This is a genomic window from Streptomyces sp. URMC 129 (assembly GCF_051386415.1).
GTDB lineage: Bacteria > Actinomycetota > Actinomycetes > Streptomycetales > Streptomycetaceae > Streptomyces.
In genome coordinates, this window is the sequence record NZ_JBPQTQ010000137.1 from 1 (window position 1) to 16,429 (window position 16,429).

Consider the following 16,429-nt stretch of genomic DNA (forward strand, 5'->3'; position numbering starts at 1 on the left):
GCGCGGGGGCGGCTCGGGGCATCAGGTCTCCGGAAGTTCGGGGGCGGCGGGCCGACGGCGGAGGACGCCGGACGTCACCGGACGGACGTCGCGGGCGTTCGTCGCCGTCTTTCGTCGTCGGCGCTGGTCGCCGGTGGACGACGCCCCTTCACGGTAGGAACGGCCGCCCCGCCCGGACCATGGCGGCAGCCCCCGGCCCGGGGTGTACCCAGGCCCCCTGCCGGCCCGGGGACCGGACCCGTGCCCCGGCGGCCGTTTCCCGAGCCCGGGAACGTGCGGTACCCTCGGCGGTCGCACCACCGCTAGTCAAATTTGAGGAGACGGTCAGCGCGTGACAGCGACCCCGCCCCCGCCCGCCCGGACATCCGCTCTCACCGGCTGCGCCGCCGTCTTTCTGCCCGCCGATCCCCCGCGTGCCTCCCGCGTCGCCTTCTGGCACCCCGACGGCTCCCCGCCGGACGCCGGCGACCTGCCGGGCGAGGAGCTGCCCGTGGTGCTCCCCGCGCCGGACGGCTCGGTCCACGTCCGCACGGTCCCGGCCGTCGTGCTGCCGGTGCGCGACGCGCTGCCCGTGCTGACCCGGGCCCGGGCCGGAGGCACCGGCGCCGACGGCTCGGCCGCCTGCTGGGGCGCCGCCGCCGTGCTCGCCCTCCAGCTGGCCGCACGCGGAAAGCTGTTGCCGGGACTGACCGGCACCGACCACGACGCCTGGCGGCTCGGCCCGCTGGACGCCGCCGACGCCGCGCGGCTGCGGGAGCTGGCCGCCGCGATGCCGCCCCACGCGCACGCCGCGCCGCTGCCCGAACCGGCCGACGACGGCGGGCCGTTGCTGCCCCGGCCCGAGACGCTGCTGCGCGCGTTCCTCGACGCGGTCGCCGACACCCTGCCGCGCACCCCCGCCGCCGCCCTCGCCGCGGGCGGCCCCGCCTGGGCCGACCGGGCCCCGCGCCGCCTGCCCCGGCAGCGCGCCTGGGCCGAGGGAGTGGCGGCCGGGCACGACGCGGGCGTCCGTGTCTCGCTGCGCGTCGAGGCGGATCCGACCGCGGGCACCGGAGGGCCCTCGTTCCGCGCGGTGGTGCAGCTCCACAGCCTCACCGACCCGGCCGCCGTCGCGGACGCCGCCGAGCTCTGGTCGGGCACCTCGCCGGCCGCCGCCGCGTTCGGGCCCCGCGCCCGCACCGACGCGCTGCTGACGCTGCGCCGCGCCGCCGCCGCGTGGGAACCCCTGACGCCGCTGCTGTCGGCCGCCGTGCCGGACGCCGTCGACCTCGCCGACGAGGACGTCGCCGGGCTCCTCGGCGCGCCGGTCGCCCGCGCGCTGGAGGCGGCCGGCGTCCAGGTGCACTGGCCGCGCGACCTCGTGCGCGGCCTCACCGCCCGCGCGGTCGTCGGCCCGGCCGGGGCGGCGGACCGCGACGGGCCGGACGGGCGCCCGGAGTCCGCACTGCCGTCGCCGCTCTCCCCCGGCGCGCTCTTCGCGTTCGACTGGCGCTTCGCCGTGGGCGACAGCGAGCTGACCCGCGAGGAGCTGGACCGGCTGGTGGAGGCCGGGCGGCCCGTGGTGCGGCTGCGGGACCAGTGGGTGCTGGTGGCGCCCGAGGAGGTGCGCCGCGCCCGCGCACGGCAGGACCGCAAGGTCACCGCGCTGGACGCGCTCGGCGCCGCCCTCACCGGCGGCGCCGAGGTGGACGGCGAGCGGGTGGAGGTGACCACCACCGGTTGGCTGAGCACCCTGCGCGACCGGCTGGCCGACCCCGAACGGGCCGGTGACGCGCCGGTGTCCCAGCCCCCGGCGCTGGCCGCCACGCTGCGCGACTACCAGGTGCGCGGGCTGAACTGGCTGCACCGCATGACCTCGCTCGGGCTCGGTGGCTGCCTCGCCGACGACATGGGCCTGGGCAAGACGATCACGCTGATCGCGCTCCACCTGCACCGGCAGCTCGCCCCCGCCACCGCCGGACCGGCGCTGGTGGTCTGCCCGGCCTCCCTTCTGGGCAACTGGCAGCGGGAGTTCGCCGCGTTCGCGCCCGGCACACCGGTGCGCCGCCACCACGGCCCGGCCCGCGACCTGACGGACCTCGCCGGGGACGAAGTGGTGCTCACCACCTACGGCACGATGCGCCTGGACGCCGGCCGCCTCGCCGGGGCCGCCGAGTGGTCCCTGCTCGTCGCGGACGAGGCGCAGCACGTGAAGAACCCGTTCTCCGCCACGGCCCGCGAGCTGCGCACGATCCCCGCCCGGGCCCGGGTCGCCCTGACCGGCACGCCCGTGGAGAACAACCTCTCCGAGCTGTGGGCCGTGCTCGACTGGACCACGCCCGGCCTCCTCGGCAGCCTGGGCACGTTCCGCTCCCGCTTCGCGGACGCCGTCGAGTCCGGCGCCGACCCGCTCGCCGCCGACCGGCTGGCCCGCCTGGTGCGGCCGTTCCTGCTGCGCCGCCGCAAGTCGGATCCGGGCATCGCGCCCGAGCTGCCGCCGAAGACGGAGACCGACCGCGCGGTCGCGCTCACCGCCGAACAGGCCGGACTGTACGAGGCCGTGGTCCGCGAGGGCCTCGCCGCCGTCTCCGGCACCGACGGCCTCGCCCGGCGCGGCCTGGTGGTCAAGCTGCTGACCTCGCTGAAGCAGATCTGCAACCACCCGGCGCAGTTCCTGAAGGAGGACGCCCCCCGGCTGGCGGGGCGTTCGGGAAAGCTGGAGCTGTTCGACGAGCTGCTGGACACGATCCTGGCCGGGGGCGCGAGCGTGCTCGTCTTCACCCAGTACGTGCGGATGGCCCGCCTGCTGGAACGGCACCTGACCGAGCGCGGGGTGCGGAGCCTGCTGCTGCACGGCGGCACCCCGGTGCCGCGCCGGGAGGAGATGGTCCGCGACTTCTCGGCCGGCGAGGTGCCGGTCTTCCTGCTGTCGCTGAAGGCGGCGGGCACCGGGCTGAACCTCACCCGCGCCGAGCACGTGGTGCACTTCGACCGCTGGTGGAACCCGGCCGTCGAGGCGCAGGCCACCGACCGTGCCCACCGCATCGGCCAGGACCGCCCGGTGCAGGTCCACCGGCTGATCGCCGAGGGCACGGTCGAGGACCGGATCGCCGCCCTGCTGGAACGCAAGCGGGCCCTGGCCGAGTCGGTGCTCGGCCGGGGCGAGGCGGCCTGGAGCGACCTGTCCGACGCCGAACTGGCCGACCTCGTGGCACTGCGCGGGGCCGGGCACCTGGGGAGCGAACGATGAGCCGGACGACCGAGCGGACGACCGACCGGACGGCGACCCACGACGCCGGGCACGACGAGGTGGTCCTCGCCGCCCTGCCGCCCGCCCGCGGGCGCGGGTTCGCGGCCACCTGGTGGGGGCAGAGCTGGCTGAAGGCGCTGGAGGACACCGCGCTGGACGGCAAGCGGCTGCGGCAGGGACGGCGGCACGCCAGGGCGGGCGCGGTCGGCGCCGTCTCGGTGCGCGCGGGGCGGCTGACCGCCGTGGTCCGGGACGGCGACGGCACGCACCAGCGCGCCGACGTGCTGGTGCGGCGGCTGACCGGGCCGGAGTGGGACCGGCTGCTGGAGACCGTCGCCCGCGAGGCCGGGCACCTCGCGGCACTGCTGGACCGGGACATGCCGGCGCACCTGGTCGAGGACGCGGCGGCGGCCGGCGTCGACCTGCTGCCGGGCATCGGGGACCTGGAGCCGTCGTGCGAGTGCGGCGAGTGGGACCACTGCGCGCACACCGCCGCGCTCTGCTACCAGGTGGCCCGGCTGCTGGACGCCGACCCGTTCCTGTTGCTGCTGCTGCGCGGGCGGCCGGAGCGCGAGCTGACCGACGAGCTGCAACGGCGCGGCGCCGCCCGCGCGGACCGGGCGCGTGACCGGCCGGCGCACCCGCCGGTGCCCGCCGGGGTACGCGCGGTGGACGCGTACGAGCGCGCCGGGGCGCTCCCGCCGCTGCCCGCTCCGCCGCCCGCCGTGACCGAGCCGGGCACCGGACCCGCGCTGTCCGGCGGCGCCGAGCCGGCGGACGGGCTGGACACCGGGGCGCTCGCGTTCCTCGTCGCGGACACGGCCGGGCGGGCGGCGCGGCTGCTCGCCGGTGCCCTGTCCCCCGGGCACGCGGCGGAGCCGGTGCCCGCCCCGCTCGGCGTGTGGGAGGACGCGGTGCGGATGGCCGCCGGCCGTCCTCCGGCCCGCGTGGCCCGGCGGCTGGCGGAGGGCTGCGGGCGCACCCCGCGCGACCTCGATGTCGCTGTACGGGCCTGGCGGTGCGGCGGACGGGCCGGCCTGGCCGTGCTGGAGGGGACGGCCGGCGCCGCCCCGGCGCGGGCGGCGGACCAGCTCGCCGCGGTCTGGGCCGGCGAGGAGTCCCGGCCCGCGCTGCGCCGCTCCGGCGCCGGCTGGACGGTCGTCGGCGAGGGGATACAGCTCCGCTGTGACGCGGACGGCCGCTGGTGGCCGTTCCGCCGGGCGGGCGGGCGCTGGTGGCCCGCGGGGCCCGCCGGGACGGACCCGGCCGCCGCCCTGGCCGCCGCGCGGGGCGACGGGGGCGACGGCCGGGCCGTCAGCGCCGGGCAGGGGTGACCACCCGTCAGGCCACGCCCTCCAGTGCCGCGTAGTAGCCGCCGGACTGGCCCTCGGCGGTGGGGTGGTAGGAGTCGCCGAGGTCCGCGAGATTGACGCTGTGCAGCCATTCGTCGGCCGAGCAGATCTCGTGCCCGGCAAAGGCGGGCCGCACGTCCGCGTAGGTGAAGCCGTGGTCGGCGGCCCGCTTGGCGGTCACCTCGCTGAGGTGGTCGGCGGCGCCGTTGATCGCGGCCCGGGACTCCTCGCTGATGCCGAACGAGCAGCTTCCGTCCAGCTCGTACATGCGGGGGTAACCCAGCACCACCACACGCGCGTTGGGCGCTTCGTCGCGCACGGCGCGGTACACCGTGTCGAGCCGGCCGGGCAGGGTGTCCGTGATGTAGGCCGTGGCGGTGTCGATCGCGTCCAGGCAGGCGCTGGTGCCCTGGATGACGCAGGTCAGCATCGTGTCCCCGAAGCCCGCGTCGTTGCCGCCGACGCTGAGGGTGACGAGGGTGGTGCCGGTGTCCAGCGGGCCCAGTTGCTCGTTGACGACGTCGGTGGTCGTGGCGCCGTAGCAGGCGGTGAAGTCGAAGGACGCGGGCGCGTTGGCCTCGGCCCACAGCTCCGGATACGCCTGCGTGCTGCGTTTGCAGTCGCCGCTGGCGCTGTCGTAGCTGCCGGCGCCGGCGCCGGAGGAGTAGGAGTCGCCCAGGGCCACGTACTTCTCGGCGGCGGTCTCCTGTGCCGAGGCCGGAGCGGGCCCGAGGGTGGAGACGCCGATGGCGACGGCCGCGGTGACGGCCGTCGCCAGCGAGCGGCGCAGTTTCATGGAACCTCCCAGGGAGGGTCGGCGGGGACGGTCGCCGCACGGGCGCCCCGCCCCGGCGGGCCGGGCCCCGGGTCCGGGCCCGCCGCCGGGTCACGGCGGTACGGCGTCATCAACGGCAACGACCCGGGCCGCCCGGGGTGACGCGGCGATCCCGGCCGTACCCGAACGCCCCACCCCCTGGGGGCCCGCCCGCGGGTTCAGCGCTTGACGCCCACCCCGCAGTAGAAGCCGAGCCCGCGCAGCACCGGGTCGTCCGGCACGGGTGCCTCCGGCTGCCAGAACGGCGGCTGTACCAGGCCCGGCGGGTCGATGAGGTCGAATCCCGCGAAGAACTCCAGCACCCGTGCGCGCGGGCGCAGCGTGAGCGAGGCGGTGGCGTTGCGGTAGACCTCGCCGACCGCGCCGAGCTGGGCGGGATCGTGGAAGTCGGGGGTGCCGTGGCTGAGCACCAGACAACTGCCCGGCGGCAGCGGCTCGGTGAGGGCCGCGACGATGCCCGCCGGGTCGTCGGCGTCGTCCACGAAGTGCAGGATCGCCACGAGCATCAGCGCGACCGGCTGCCCGAGGTCGATCAGCCGTCGCACGACCGGGTGGCCGAGGATCGATCCGGGGTCGCGCAGGTCCGCGAGGGCGAACGCGGCGCTTCCGTCGTTGGTCAGCCTGGCGCCCGCGTAGGCGCTGACGATGGGGTCGTTGTCGACGTAGGCCACGCGCACGTCCGGGTCGACGGACCGGGCCACCTCGTGGGTGTTGGGCGAGGTGGGGATCCCGGTGCCGACGTCGATGATCTGGCGGATCCCGCGCCGGGTGACGGCCGCGGTGGCGCGGCGCAGGAAGCCCCGGTTCTCCCGTGCGGCCACTCTGATGTCCGGCAGCAGCGCGATGACCCGCTCGGCGGCGGCGCGGTCGACCTCGTAGTTGTCCTGGCCGCCCAGGTAGTAGTCGTACATCCGCGCCGGGTGGGGTCTGCCGGTGTCGATCTGCTCGGCGGTGAAACCCCCGGTGAAACCCGCGGTGTAGCCCTCGTCTCGCACGGCCTGCTCCGTCTTCTCGTCCCTGTCGTACCGGCGCGGTGTCCGCCCCCCCGTGGGCGGACACCGCGCCTCATCCCCCCGCGGATGGTCAGACGAGGAGGAAGTCCGCCTCTCCGGACTTCACTCCCTGGATGAACCTCTCGATCTCGTGATGCGAACAGATCAGCGCGGGGCCGTCCGGGTCGGCCGACTGGCGCAGCGCCACCCGGCCGTCCCGCAGTCGCATCGCCTCGACACAGCTCCCGCCGTTGCCGCCGGACCAGGGCTTGTGCCACCCCTCGGTGCCGAGGTGCTTGGCGGGCATGCCGTTGTAAATGCGATCCATGGGTTCAGATCTCCTTGCGAATGGCACTGAGGATGGCCTCGGTGCGGTTCACTGGCGCGGCTTGCGCGCACATCCGGTCCAGGGCCTCCCGGAACGCCGACACGTCGTCGCGCTGGTCGAAGTACGCCGCGCCGACGAGGCTCTCCGCGCAGGCGACATCGGACAGTTCGTGAAGGGGGAACCGGAAGAGGTGGAAGGGCCCGTACATCGCCGGATGGGGGCCCGCGGCGAACGGCATGACCTGGAGCCGCACCTGCGGCATCGTGGTGGCGGCCTCGATCAGCCGGGAGATCTGGGCGCGCATGACATGCGGCCGGCCGATGGGCCGGCGCAGGACCGTTTCGTCCATGACGACCCACAGCAGGGGCGGCTGCTTGCGGACCAGCAGCTCCTGACGCGTCAGGCGCAGCGCCACCAGCCGCTCGATCTCGCCGGCCGGGGCGTGCGGCATGCCGGCGCGGAGCACCGCCGTGGCGTACGCCTCGGTCTGCAACAGCCCGGGGACGTAGTGCGGTTCGTACGCGCGGATCTGGTCGGCCTCGGCCTCCAGACTGACGAACGCGCTGAACCACTCGGGCAGGACGTCCCGGTACCGGTGCCACCAGCCGGGCTGGTTGGCCTCGCGCACCAGGTCGAGGAACGCGTCGATCTCCCGCTGGCCGGTCACGCCGTAGATGCGCAGGAGCTTCTCGACGTAGGGAACCTTCAGCCCGACCTGCGCCTTCTCCATCCGGCGGATGGTGGCGTGCGTGACGTCCAGCGCCGTGGCCGCCTCCTCGAAGGAGAGGCCCGCGGCCTCCCGGAGGTCCTGGAGCCGCTTGCCCAGCACGAGCCGCAGCACTGTCGCCGCGCCGCTCGCCGGTCCGCCCGCCACTGCCCCGCCTCCCCCAACTGCCCCTGTGCAGAAGCAGTCTGTCATGGCGTCAGCGTCCGCAACAGAGTGAGAACGACGATTCTGAAAATTGCAGGATGGCTCTTGCCGGACGTGACGGCCAGCACGCACAGTAGATCCGTGGCCTTCTCCTCGCACGCTCAGTCACCCGGGCGGGACCGGACCGCTGTTCTGACGGACGAACGGGTCCGCTTCGTCCTGCCGGCCGCCGACACGTCGGCCGCCGAGGCGCGAAGACGGATCCGTCGGCAGCTCGCGGCGTGGCGGACGCCGCACGAGACCTCAGACACCGCGCAGTTGGTGATGTCGGAGCTGGTCACCAACGCGCTGCGGCACACCGCGAGCCGGACCGTCGGCTGCGAACTGCGGCTGCTGGGAGGGCTGGTGCGCGTCGCGGTGGCCAGCGACGGGCCGGGCCCCCAGGAGCCGCCGAGCCCGGCGGGCGAGGAGGACGAGAGCGGGCGCGGGCTGTTCCTGGTGTGCGCGCTGGCGAAGGTGTGGGGGGTGCGCCCGCGCGCGGGCGGGCAGGGGCACGTGGTGTGGGCGGACCTGCCCGTGGCGCCCGAGGACGGCCCGGCCCGCTGAGCGGCCCCCCGGGCCCGGGCGGCGGCCCGGGCCGTGCGGCGCGATGACCAGACCCGCCGCCAGTGCCCCCCGGCGCCCTGCCGCCCGGCCGTAGCCGGTGATGACCGCCGGGGCGATGAGGAAGCCGGAGAACGGCGCACCACGTGACCGGCGTGTGGGTGGCCATGACCCCGCCGGCCTCCCGCGGCGAACGCCCGGATGCGCCCCCGGGCGCGGCCCCGGCACGAACACGGCCCGCGGCCGGCGGCCGGTGAGGCCGAGGACCGCCGCGGTGACCACGCCGTGGGCCGGGTGGCTCAGGACGACCACGGCACGGCACAGCGTTCCCCCGGCGGCCCGGTGGCGGCTCGTCCCGCGCGGGTCGGGGCCGGGACCGGCTCCTTATCCGGCTCGAACACCAGGGACTTTACTATTTGATTAACCTTGCATCCGATCGCCTCGGCGGCCCGCGCGGCCGTTCCTGGCGCCTCGGGGAAGGGATGGCCCGCACGCGGGCGGAAGTCGGACAACCGGAAGCCGGAGGAACAGTGGACGTCTCGTTGACCATGTGGGTGCTCACCGTGGTGGTGCTCAGCGCGCTCATCGCCGTGGATTTCTTCTTCGGGCGCAAGCCGCACGAGGTGACGCTCAGGGAGGCCGGGACGTGGACGGTCATCTGGATCGTGCTCGCGGTGCTGTTCGGCGTCGGGCTGCTGGTCCTGGAGGGCGGCACCCCGTCCGGTGAGTTCTTCGCGGGGTACATCACGGAGAAGTCCCTCAGCGTGGACAACCTGTTCGTCTTCGTGCTGATCATGACCAAGTTCGCCGTGCCCGCGGAGTACCAGGCCCGGGTGCTGATGATCGGCGTGCTGATCGCGCTGGTGCTGCGCGCCGGTTTCATCGCGGCGGGCGCCGCGCTGATCGCGAGCTTCTCCTGGGTGTTCTACATCTTCGGCGCCTTCCTCATCTGGACCGCCTGGAAGCTGATCAAGGAGGCCCGCGCCGAGGAGCCGGAGGAGGAGTACGAGGAGAACCGTTTCCTGAAGATGGTCGAGCACCGCTTCCCCGCCACCGACCGGTACCACGGCACGAGACTCTTCGTCCGGGAGAACGGCCGCCGCCTGATCACGCCCATGCTGATCGTGATGCTGGCCATCGGCAGCACCGACATCCTCTTCGCGCTGGACTCGATTCCGGCCATCTTCGGCCTGACCGAGGACGCCTACATCGTCTTCACGGCCAACGCGTTCGCGCTGATGGGCCTGCGCCAGCTCTACTTCCTGATCGGCGGCCTGCTGGAGAAGCTGGTGCACCTGTCGTACGGGCTGTCGGTCATCCTCGGCTTCATCGGCGTCAAGCTCGTGCTGCACGCGCTGCACGAGTCGGGTGTGCACACCCCCGAGATCAGCACCCCCGTCTCGCTGGGCGTCATCTGCGCCGTCCTGGCCGTCACCACCGTCACCAGCCTGTACGCGACGCGCGGAAACCGGACCCGGGCACAGGCACCGGACGCGCGGCGCTAGGAGCCCTTCGGTACGGTGTCGCCCCGGGGTGCCGGGGCTGGGGGAGGAACCAGCCGGCCACGCGCGGCGTTCACGACGTGGTGGACTGTCGCGCACCGAGGGTCGACGGGAGGCAGCTCATGGGGACGGAGCCGACGGGCCGGGACGACCCGGCGGGCGACGAGTGGGACGACGTCGTGCTCGACGAGAGCTTCGTGCGCGGCGCCGAGGTGCGCGAGCCCGCGGCCAGGACGCGGATGCTGGCCGAGCGCTGGAAGAACGGCGCCCCCGCCCCGCAGCCGTGGCGCTCGGACCAGCCTCCCGCCGGATGGATATACGGCTCGGGGCGGCGCGGCCGCTCCGCCGGGCAGCGCAAGCGCCGATGGTTCCGCCGGAAGGACAAGGACGGCGGCGGGGACTGAGGTGAGGGGCACCTCCCGCGACATCCGGACGGCGAACCGCTACCGCCTCGTCCGGCAGGCCATGGCGGAGTCCCCGGTGTCCCGGCCCCGGCTGGCCGCGGCGACCGGTCTCAGCCTGGCCACCGTCGCCACGCTGGTGGGCGAGCTGCTGGACCACGGCATGCTCGTCGACGCCGGCTTCGAGGACTCCGGGGGCGGCCGGCCGCGCGGCCTGCTCGCCGTCAACCCGCGCGGCGGGGCGCTGATCGGCGTGGACGTCGCCGAGACGCATGTGCGCGTCGAGGTCGTCGATCTCGCGCTGCGCGTCCTGGCCCGCGCCCACGAGGAGCTGCGGCACGGAGAGCACCAGCCGGCCCGGGTTGCCGGGCGCATCGCCGCGGCCGTGCGCGCGGCGGCGGCCCGCGCGGCGGCCGGGCAGCGGGTGCTGGGCGCCGGCATCAGCGTGCCGGGCATGGTCGACCGCGAGGGCGGGGTGTCGGTCTTCGCCGCCGACTGGGGCTGGCACGACGTGCCGCTGCTCGGGCTGCTGGCCGAGCGCGTCCCGTACCGGCTGTACCTGGACACCCCGCCGCGGGCCTGCCTGGTCGCGGAGCTGTGGTTCGGCGCGGCGCGCGGCCGGGACGACGCGGTGGTGGTGAGCCTGGGCACGGGCGTCGGTGCCGGGCTGGCCCTCGGCGGCACGCCGCACCGCGGGGCCTCCAACGGGGCGGGCGAGTGGGGGCACACCGCGCTGGTGCTGGACGGCCGCCCCTGCCAGTGCGGCCGGCGCGGGTGCGTCGAGTCCTACGTCGGGGCGCCCGGCATCATGCGCAACCTGCGCGAGACCAGCCCGGACAGCCCGCTGCTCTGCCCGGGCGACCAGGCCGCCACCATCGCCCGGCTGGCCCAGGGCTGCGACGAGGGCGACCCGGTGGCCGCTCAGGTGCTGCGCAGCACGGCGGGCTATCTCGGCGCCGCCCTCGCCGACCTGGTGAATCTGCTGAACCCCGAGGTCATCGTGCTCACCGGCTGGGTCGCCCGGCGGCTGGGCCCGCGGCTGCTGGAGCTGGCCCGGGAAGCAGTGGCCCGGCACGCGCTGCGCCGCCCGCTGGCCGCGACCGAGATCGTGCTGAGTTCCCTCCCGGCCGACCCGGTGTGCCTGGGCGCGGCCACCTTCGCCCTGGAGGGCACCCTCGCCGCCCTGGGGCGGCCCGGCGCGGGCGTCCGTTAGGGTGCCGGACATGCGTCCGTCCTACCACCGCACCGTCACACCGCCGCCGTCCGCCCGCTGAGGGCGCGCGGCTGACGCCGTCCACGCACCGGCCCGGTGCCGCCCCGGCCCGGCCGGTGTCCCGGCGCGCCCTCCGCCGATCCCGGACCCACGGATCCCGACGGAGCAGGACGCCCCACCATGTCGTCATCACCCGTAACGCCTTCCTCACCCGCCTCGCCCTCGTCCCCGGCCTTCCCCGCCGCCGGGCACCCGGCGGCGGGTGCCGCCCTGGTCCTGGCCGCCGCCGCGCTGTGGGGCACCACCGGCACCGCCGCGAGCTTCGCCCCCGAGGGCGCCTCCGCGCTGTCCGTCGGTGCTGCCACCACGGGCCTCGGCGGCCTCCTCACCCTGGCCGTGGCAGGGCGGCCGGCGCTCGCCGTGCTGCGCGGCGGCCCGGCAGTGCTGCGCTGCGCGCTGCTCGGTGCGCTCGGCGTCGTCGTCTACCCGCTGGCGTTCTACCCGGCCATGGCGTGGGCCGGGGTGGCCGTCGGCACGGTGGTCGGCCTCGGCAGCGCGCCCGTCTTCGCCGCGCTGCTCGAACGGGTCCTGGACGGCGTGCGGCTGACCCGGCGCCGGCTGGTGGCGACAGCCGCCGCGACGGCCGGGTGCGCCGCGCTGGCGCTGTCCGGGCCCGGGGGCGGCGGCGCCGGTCACCGCGTCGCGGGCGGCGTCGCCCTGGGGTTGCTGGCGGGTGCCGCGTACGCCGGGTACGCCTGGTGCGGCGCCCGCGTCATCGGGTCCGGGCACTCCTCGCGTGCCGCGATGGGCGCGCTCTTCGGGCCGGCGGCGGTCGTGCTGCTGCCGCTCTTCGCGGCGACGGGCGGCCCGCTCGTCGTGGAGGCGCGCGGGGTCGCGGTCGCGGCGTATCTGGCGCTGGTCCCGATGGGGCTGGCGTACGTGCTCTTCGGCGCGGGCCTGGCCCGGGTGCGGGCGGGCGCGGCGACGACGCTCAGCCTGTTCGAGCCGGTGGTGGCCGCCGTGCTGGGTGTCGCGGTGGTCGGCGAACGCCTCACCGCCGCGGCCTGGGCCGGGGTGGCGCTGGTCGTGGTGGGCCTGCTGACGCTCACGGCGGCGCCCCGGCGACCGGGGCGGTGCGCGCGGCCGGGACCCGGCGAGGGGGATTAGTCAGGGCCGTTGACAAACTAGGATGCCTCCGCGCCCGCCGGGGAGATCCGCTCCCCGCCCGCCCGGAAGGACCGTGCCCATGTCCGCACCCGACGGCCCCCTCGTCATCGGCGTGGACAGCTCCACGCAATCCACCAAGGTGCTGGTGGTCGACGCCGCCACCGGGGCGGTCGTGGCCCGGGGGCAGGCGCCGCACGTGGTGACGGCCGAACGCGGCAGCGATCCCGCGCAGTGGTGGCGGGCGCTGTCCGACGCCCTGGCCCAGTGCGGACCGGCCGCCGGACGGGCGGCGGCCGTGGCGGTCGCCGGGCAGCAGCACGGCCTGGTGACGCTGGACGCCGCCGGCCGCCCGGTGCGCGACGCGCTGCTGTGGAACGACACGCGCTCGGCGCCGCAGCGCGACCGGCTGCTCGCCGAGCTGGGCGGACCGGCGGCGTGGGCGGAACGGATCGGCAGCGTCCCGGTGGCCTCGTTCACCGTCACCAAGTGGGCCTGGTTGAGGGAGAACGAGCCCGCGTCCGCCGCCGCCACCCGGGCCGTCCGGCTCCCGCACGACTACCTGACCGGTCGGCTCACCGGCCAGGAGACGCACGGTGGCACGACCGACCGGGGCGACGCCTCGGGCACCGGCTGGTGGTCCACCGCGACCGGCGACTACGACCACGGCGTCCTGGCGCACGTCGGGCTCGACCCCGCGCTGCTGCCACGCGTGGTCGCGCCCGGCGAACCGGCCGGCACGGTGCGGCCGGGCCTGCCGCTGCCCGAGGGCATACCGGTCGCCGCGGGCACCGGGGACAACATGGCCGGGGCCCTGGGGCTCGGGCTCGTGCCCGGCCGCCCGGTCCTGAGCCTGGGCACCTCCGGCACGGTCTACGCGGTCTCCGGGCGGCGCCCGGCCGACCCCAGCGGTGTCGTGGCGGGCTTCGCCGACGCCCGGGACGGCTTCCTGCCGCTGGCCTGCACGCTCAACTGCACGCTGGCCGTCGACCGGTTCGCCGCGCTGCTGGGCCTGGACCGGGAGGCGGCCGAGCCCGGCGGCGACGCCGTGGTGCTGCCGTTCCTCGACGGCGAGCGCACCCCCGACCTCCCGCACGCCACCGGCCTGGTCCACGGCCTGCGGCACGCGACCACCGGCGGCCAGGTGCTCCAGGCCGCCTACGACGGCGCCGTGTTCGCCCTGCTGCGCGCGCTGGACCTCGTGCTGGACGAGGACGCCGACCCGGACGGGCCGATCGTGCTCATCGGCGGCGGCGCGCGCGGCACCGCGTGGCGCGAGACCGTGCGCCGGCTGTCGGGCCGCCCGGTGCTGGTGCCGCGCGCCCGGGAGCTGGTGGCCCTCGGCGCCGCCGCCCAGGCCGCCGGGCTGCTCCTGGGCCGTGACCCGGCCGCCGTCGCCCGGGACTGGGGCACCGCGGACGGACCCGCGTACGGTCCGGTGGCGCGGGACGAGGCCGCGCTCGCCCGGATCGCCGCGACCCTCACCGACGCCGACGCGCTGCTGCGGCGGCCGTGAGGAGCGGCCGGGAACACGGCGTGGCCGGTCCGGGCGCCCTGACCCAGTCCGGGATCCGGCGCCGCAACCTCGCCCGGGTGCTGCACGCCCTCGCCGCCGGGGAGCCGCTCTCCCGCGCCGCCGTGGCGGCCAGGCTCGGCCTGACCAGGGCGGCGGTGTCCACGCTCGTGGACGAACTGCTCCGGGGCGGACTGCTGACCGAGCGGGATCCGGCACCCGGGCGGCCGGGGGCGGTCGGGCGCCCCGGCACCGGGCTGCTGCTCGCCGACCGGGGCCCGTGCGGGGTGGGCGCCGAGATCGGTGTGGACCACCTGGCCGTGTGCGTCATGGACCTGCGCGGCCGGGTGCGGGTGCGCCGGCGCCGGGAGTCCCACGGCCGCGACGGCCGCGACACCGGTCCGGAGGTGGTGCTGGCCGGTCTGACGGACATGCTGCGTGCCGCCGTGGCCGAGGCGGCGGACGCGGGACTGCGCCCGGCCGGGCTGACGGTGGCCGTGCCCGGCCTGGTGGTGCGGAACACGGCCACCGTGCTGCACGCGGCCAACCTCGGCTGGCGGAACGCCGATCTGGACGGGCTGCTGCCGCGCGACCTGGGCCCGGTCACGGTGGAGAACGAGGCGAACCTCGGCGCGCTGGCCGAGCTGTGGTCGGGCCGGGGCGCCGGGGAGAGCTTCCTGCACGTGTCGGCCGAGGCCGGCATCGGCGCGGCGGTCGTGATCGACGGCGAACTGCTGCGCGGCGCCCACGGGTTCGCGGGCGAACTGGGCCATCTGCCGGTCCGGCCGGAGGGCCGCGCGTGCCGGTGCGGCGGGCGCGGCTGCCTGGAGGCGTACGCGGGCGAGGAGGCGCTGCTGCGCGCGGCGGGCCTGCGGCCGGGGCCCGGGATCCGCGTGGGGGCCCTGGCCGCGCGCTGCGAGGCGGGCGAGCCCACCGCGCTGCGGGCCGTCCGGCAGGCCGGCACCGCGCTGGGCATCGCGCTCTCCGGCGCCGTCAACCTGCTGGATCCGCGCCGGGTCGTGCTCGGTGGCGCGCTGTCCCGGCTGGCGCCCTGGCTGCTGACGCCGGTCAGCCGCGAACTGGCCCGGCGCACCACCGTGGCCGCGGGGGGCCGCGGCACGCCGGTGCCGGTGACGGTCTCGCCGCTCGGCCCGGACGGGCCGCTGCTCGGGGCGGCCCGGCACTCCGTGCGCGCCGCGCTGGACGACCCCGCCGCGCTGCTGCGCCGCTGACGCCGCCTCGGGTCCGTGGGTGACGCGGCGCGCGGACGCCGTCCGGACCGAGGCGACGCGCAACGGGGGCCGGGGCCGTCGCCGGTCACGCCGACGGCCCCCTCCCGGTCGCACCCGTGCCGTGCCGCCCGCGCCCGCACGGCGGGGTCCGGGTCCCGCGGCGGCCGGTCGCAGGCGGCGGACAGGCCGGTCGCCGTCGCGTCCGGCCCGTGCGCGCCCGGTGCTTCCCCGGGGCCGGGAACGCTTCCGCGCGGTCGCCGACGGCCGGATCGTGGCCGGAAGACCGCGCTTGGCAGCCACCGGACGGGCCGTCAGCATGGGAGCGACCGCCTCCGAGAAGGAACGCCATGGCCCCTTCACCTCCGCCTCTCCCCCGCCCGCCGCGCCGCACGCTGCCGCGCGGCGGCGCGGTGCCGGCGGCCGTCGCCGCCGACGTCCCGGGCGCCGTGTGGCCACCCGCCGCCCCCTCGACCCGCACGCGATCCAGCCGCACCGCGGCCCACCCCGTGCGGTACGTCGTCATCCCCATCGCACAGGAGACCTATGCGGACACCGTCGCCCTCGTCCAGGACCCGGCGCGCGAGGTCTCCGCGCACTGCGCCGCCGCCGACGGCCGCGTCGCGCAGTGCAGTCCGGGAGGCGGACATCGGCCGGCATGCCGGGACCCGGGCCAGCGCCCCCCGCGGCGTCGGCATCGAGCGCCAGGGCTGGGGGGACGGCCGGCGATGGTGCACCCACGCCCTGTCCGAGCGGTCGGCCGCCCGCACCGCGCACCAGTCCCCGGCGCCACGGACACCGACCCGGACCCGCCGCGGGACCGGGACCGGTATCCGGCTCTCGTCAACTCCCCGTGACGTCACCGGAATCCGGCCCTCAATCCCGCCGGGCCCGGAATTCACCGGATCCGGCGAAAATCCGCCGACGGCCCTGTGGCGCGCGCGGCGCGCGCGCAGGATCGCCCCGTGAGGAGAACGAGGCAGCGCGCACGCCGGACAGGCGCGATAGCCGTCGGCGCCGTCGGCGCCGCGCTGATCGTGGCCGTCGCCGGGGGCGGCGAGGCATCGGGGCACGGCCGGCCGCCCTGGTGGTGTCCCCCCGGGCCGCCGGAGCACGTTCGGCCGCTGTTCCTCCCGTGGCCGCCCGTGCCGCTGCCCCCGTGGCCGCCGCATCCGCCGCACCCGCCGTGTCCCACCC

At 76.7% G+C, this 16,429-nt stretch carries 13 protein-coding genes; 9 read left to right on the forward strand and 4 right to left on the reverse strand.

From position 1 onward, the window contains the following. The first annotated feature begins 331 nt into the window (after nucleotides 1–331). Nucleotides 332–3,229: an SNF2-related protein gene (locus tag ACSNOC_RS23455; protein WP_436749541.1), complete on the forward strand. Its 2,898-nt coding sequence runs from the start codon at nucleotides 332–334 to the stop codon at nucleotides 3,227–3,229. Further along, nucleotides 3,226–4,563, forward strand: coding sequence for an SWF or SNF family helicase (locus ACSNOC_RS23460; protein WP_436749542.1), 1,338 nt, complete (start codon nucleotides 3,226–3,228; stop codon nucleotides 4,561–4,563). The genes ACSNOC_RS23455 and ACSNOC_RS23460 overlap by 4 nt, the downstream gene beginning before the upstream one ends. A gap of 7 nt (nucleotides 4,564–4,570) precedes the next feature. Here the strand turns inward: ACSNOC_RS23460 and ACSNOC_RS23465 are convergent, their stop codons facing one another. The 4 genes from ACSNOC_RS23465 to ACSNOC_RS23480 all read right to left on the reverse strand — a co-directional run bounded on the left by ACSNOC_RS23465 (nucleotide 4,571) and on the right by ACSNOC_RS23480 (nucleotide 7,610). Further along, nucleotides 4,571–5,377 (reverse strand): SGNH/GDSL hydrolase family protein, encoded by an 807-nt coding sequence (locus tag ACSNOC_RS23465; RefSeq protein WP_436749543.1) that lies wholly within the window; start codon nucleotides 5,375–5,377, stop codon nucleotides 4,571–4,573. A gap of 197 nt (nucleotides 5,378–5,574) precedes the next feature. After that, nucleotides 5,575–6,411, reverse strand: a complete 837-nt coding sequence (locus ACSNOC_RS23470; RefSeq protein WP_436749544.1) for an SAM-dependent methyltransferase — start codon at nucleotides 6,409–6,411, stop codon at nucleotides 5,575–5,577. Nucleotides 6,412–6,499: 88 nt separating this feature from the next. Further along, nucleotides 6,500–6,736, reverse strand: a complete 237-nt coding sequence (locus ACSNOC_RS23475; protein ID WP_436749545.1) for a DUF397 domain-containing protein — start codon at nucleotides 6,734–6,736, stop codon at nucleotides 6,500–6,502. A gap of 4 nt (nucleotides 6,737–6,740) precedes the next feature. Further along, nucleotides 6,741–7,610, reverse strand: coding sequence for a helix-turn-helix domain-containing protein (locus ACSNOC_RS23480; protein WP_436749546.1), 870 nt, complete (start codon nucleotides 7,608–7,610; stop codon nucleotides 6,741–6,743). Nucleotides 7,611–7,748: 138 nt separating this feature from the next. Between ACSNOC_RS23480 and ACSNOC_RS23485 the strand changes: the two genes are divergently transcribed. The 7 genes from ACSNOC_RS23485 (at nucleotide 7,749) to ACSNOC_RS23515 (ending at nucleotide 15,235) form a co-directional block, all read left to right on the forward strand. After that, nucleotides 7,749–8,213 (forward strand): ATP-binding protein, encoded by a 465-nt coding sequence (locus ACSNOC_RS23485; protein WP_436749547.1) that lies wholly within the window; start codon nucleotides 7,749–7,751, stop codon nucleotides 8,211–8,213. Nucleotides 8,214–8,740: 527 nt separating this feature from the next. Then, nucleotides 8,741–9,715: a TerC family protein gene (locus ACSNOC_RS23490; protein WP_436749548.1), complete on the forward strand. Its 975-nt coding sequence runs from the start codon at nucleotides 8,741–8,743 to the stop codon at nucleotides 9,713–9,715. Between the two features lie 119 nt (nucleotides 9,716–9,834). Next, nucleotides 9,835–10,116: a hypothetical protein gene (locus tag ACSNOC_RS23495; protein WP_436749549.1), complete on the forward strand. Its 282-nt coding sequence runs from the start codon at nucleotides 9,835–9,837 to the stop codon at nucleotides 10,114–10,116. Between the two features lies 1 nt (nucleotide 10,117). Next, the gene (locus tag ACSNOC_RS23500) at nucleotides 10,118–11,326 is read left to right on the forward strand and encodes an ROK family protein (RefSeq protein ID WP_436749550.1); all 1,209 of its coding nucleotides are present in this window, start codon (nucleotides 10,118–10,120) and stop codon (nucleotides 11,324–11,326) included. 180 nt (nucleotides 11,327–11,506) lie between these two features. Continuing rightward, a complete protein-coding gene (locus ACSNOC_RS23505) occupies nucleotides 11,507–12,493 on the forward strand; it encodes an EamA family transporter (protein ID WP_436749551.1) in 987 nt (328 codons plus the stop codon). 79 nt (nucleotides 12,494–12,572) lie between these two features. Beyond that, the gene (xylB, locus tag ACSNOC_RS23510; protein ID WP_436749552.1) at nucleotides 12,573–14,006 is read left to right on the forward strand and encodes a xylulokinase; all 1,434 of its coding nucleotides are present in this window, start codon (nucleotides 12,573–12,575) and stop codon (nucleotides 14,004–14,006) included. Between the two features lie 20 nt (nucleotides 14,007–14,026). Then, on the forward strand, nucleotides 14,027–15,235 hold the full coding sequence (locus ACSNOC_RS23515; RefSeq protein ID WP_436749553.1) for an ROK family protein: 1,209 nt from the start codon (nucleotides 14,027–14,029) through the stop codon (nucleotides 15,233–15,235). The last annotated feature ends 1,194 nt before the right edge of the window (nucleotides 15,236–16,429 follow it).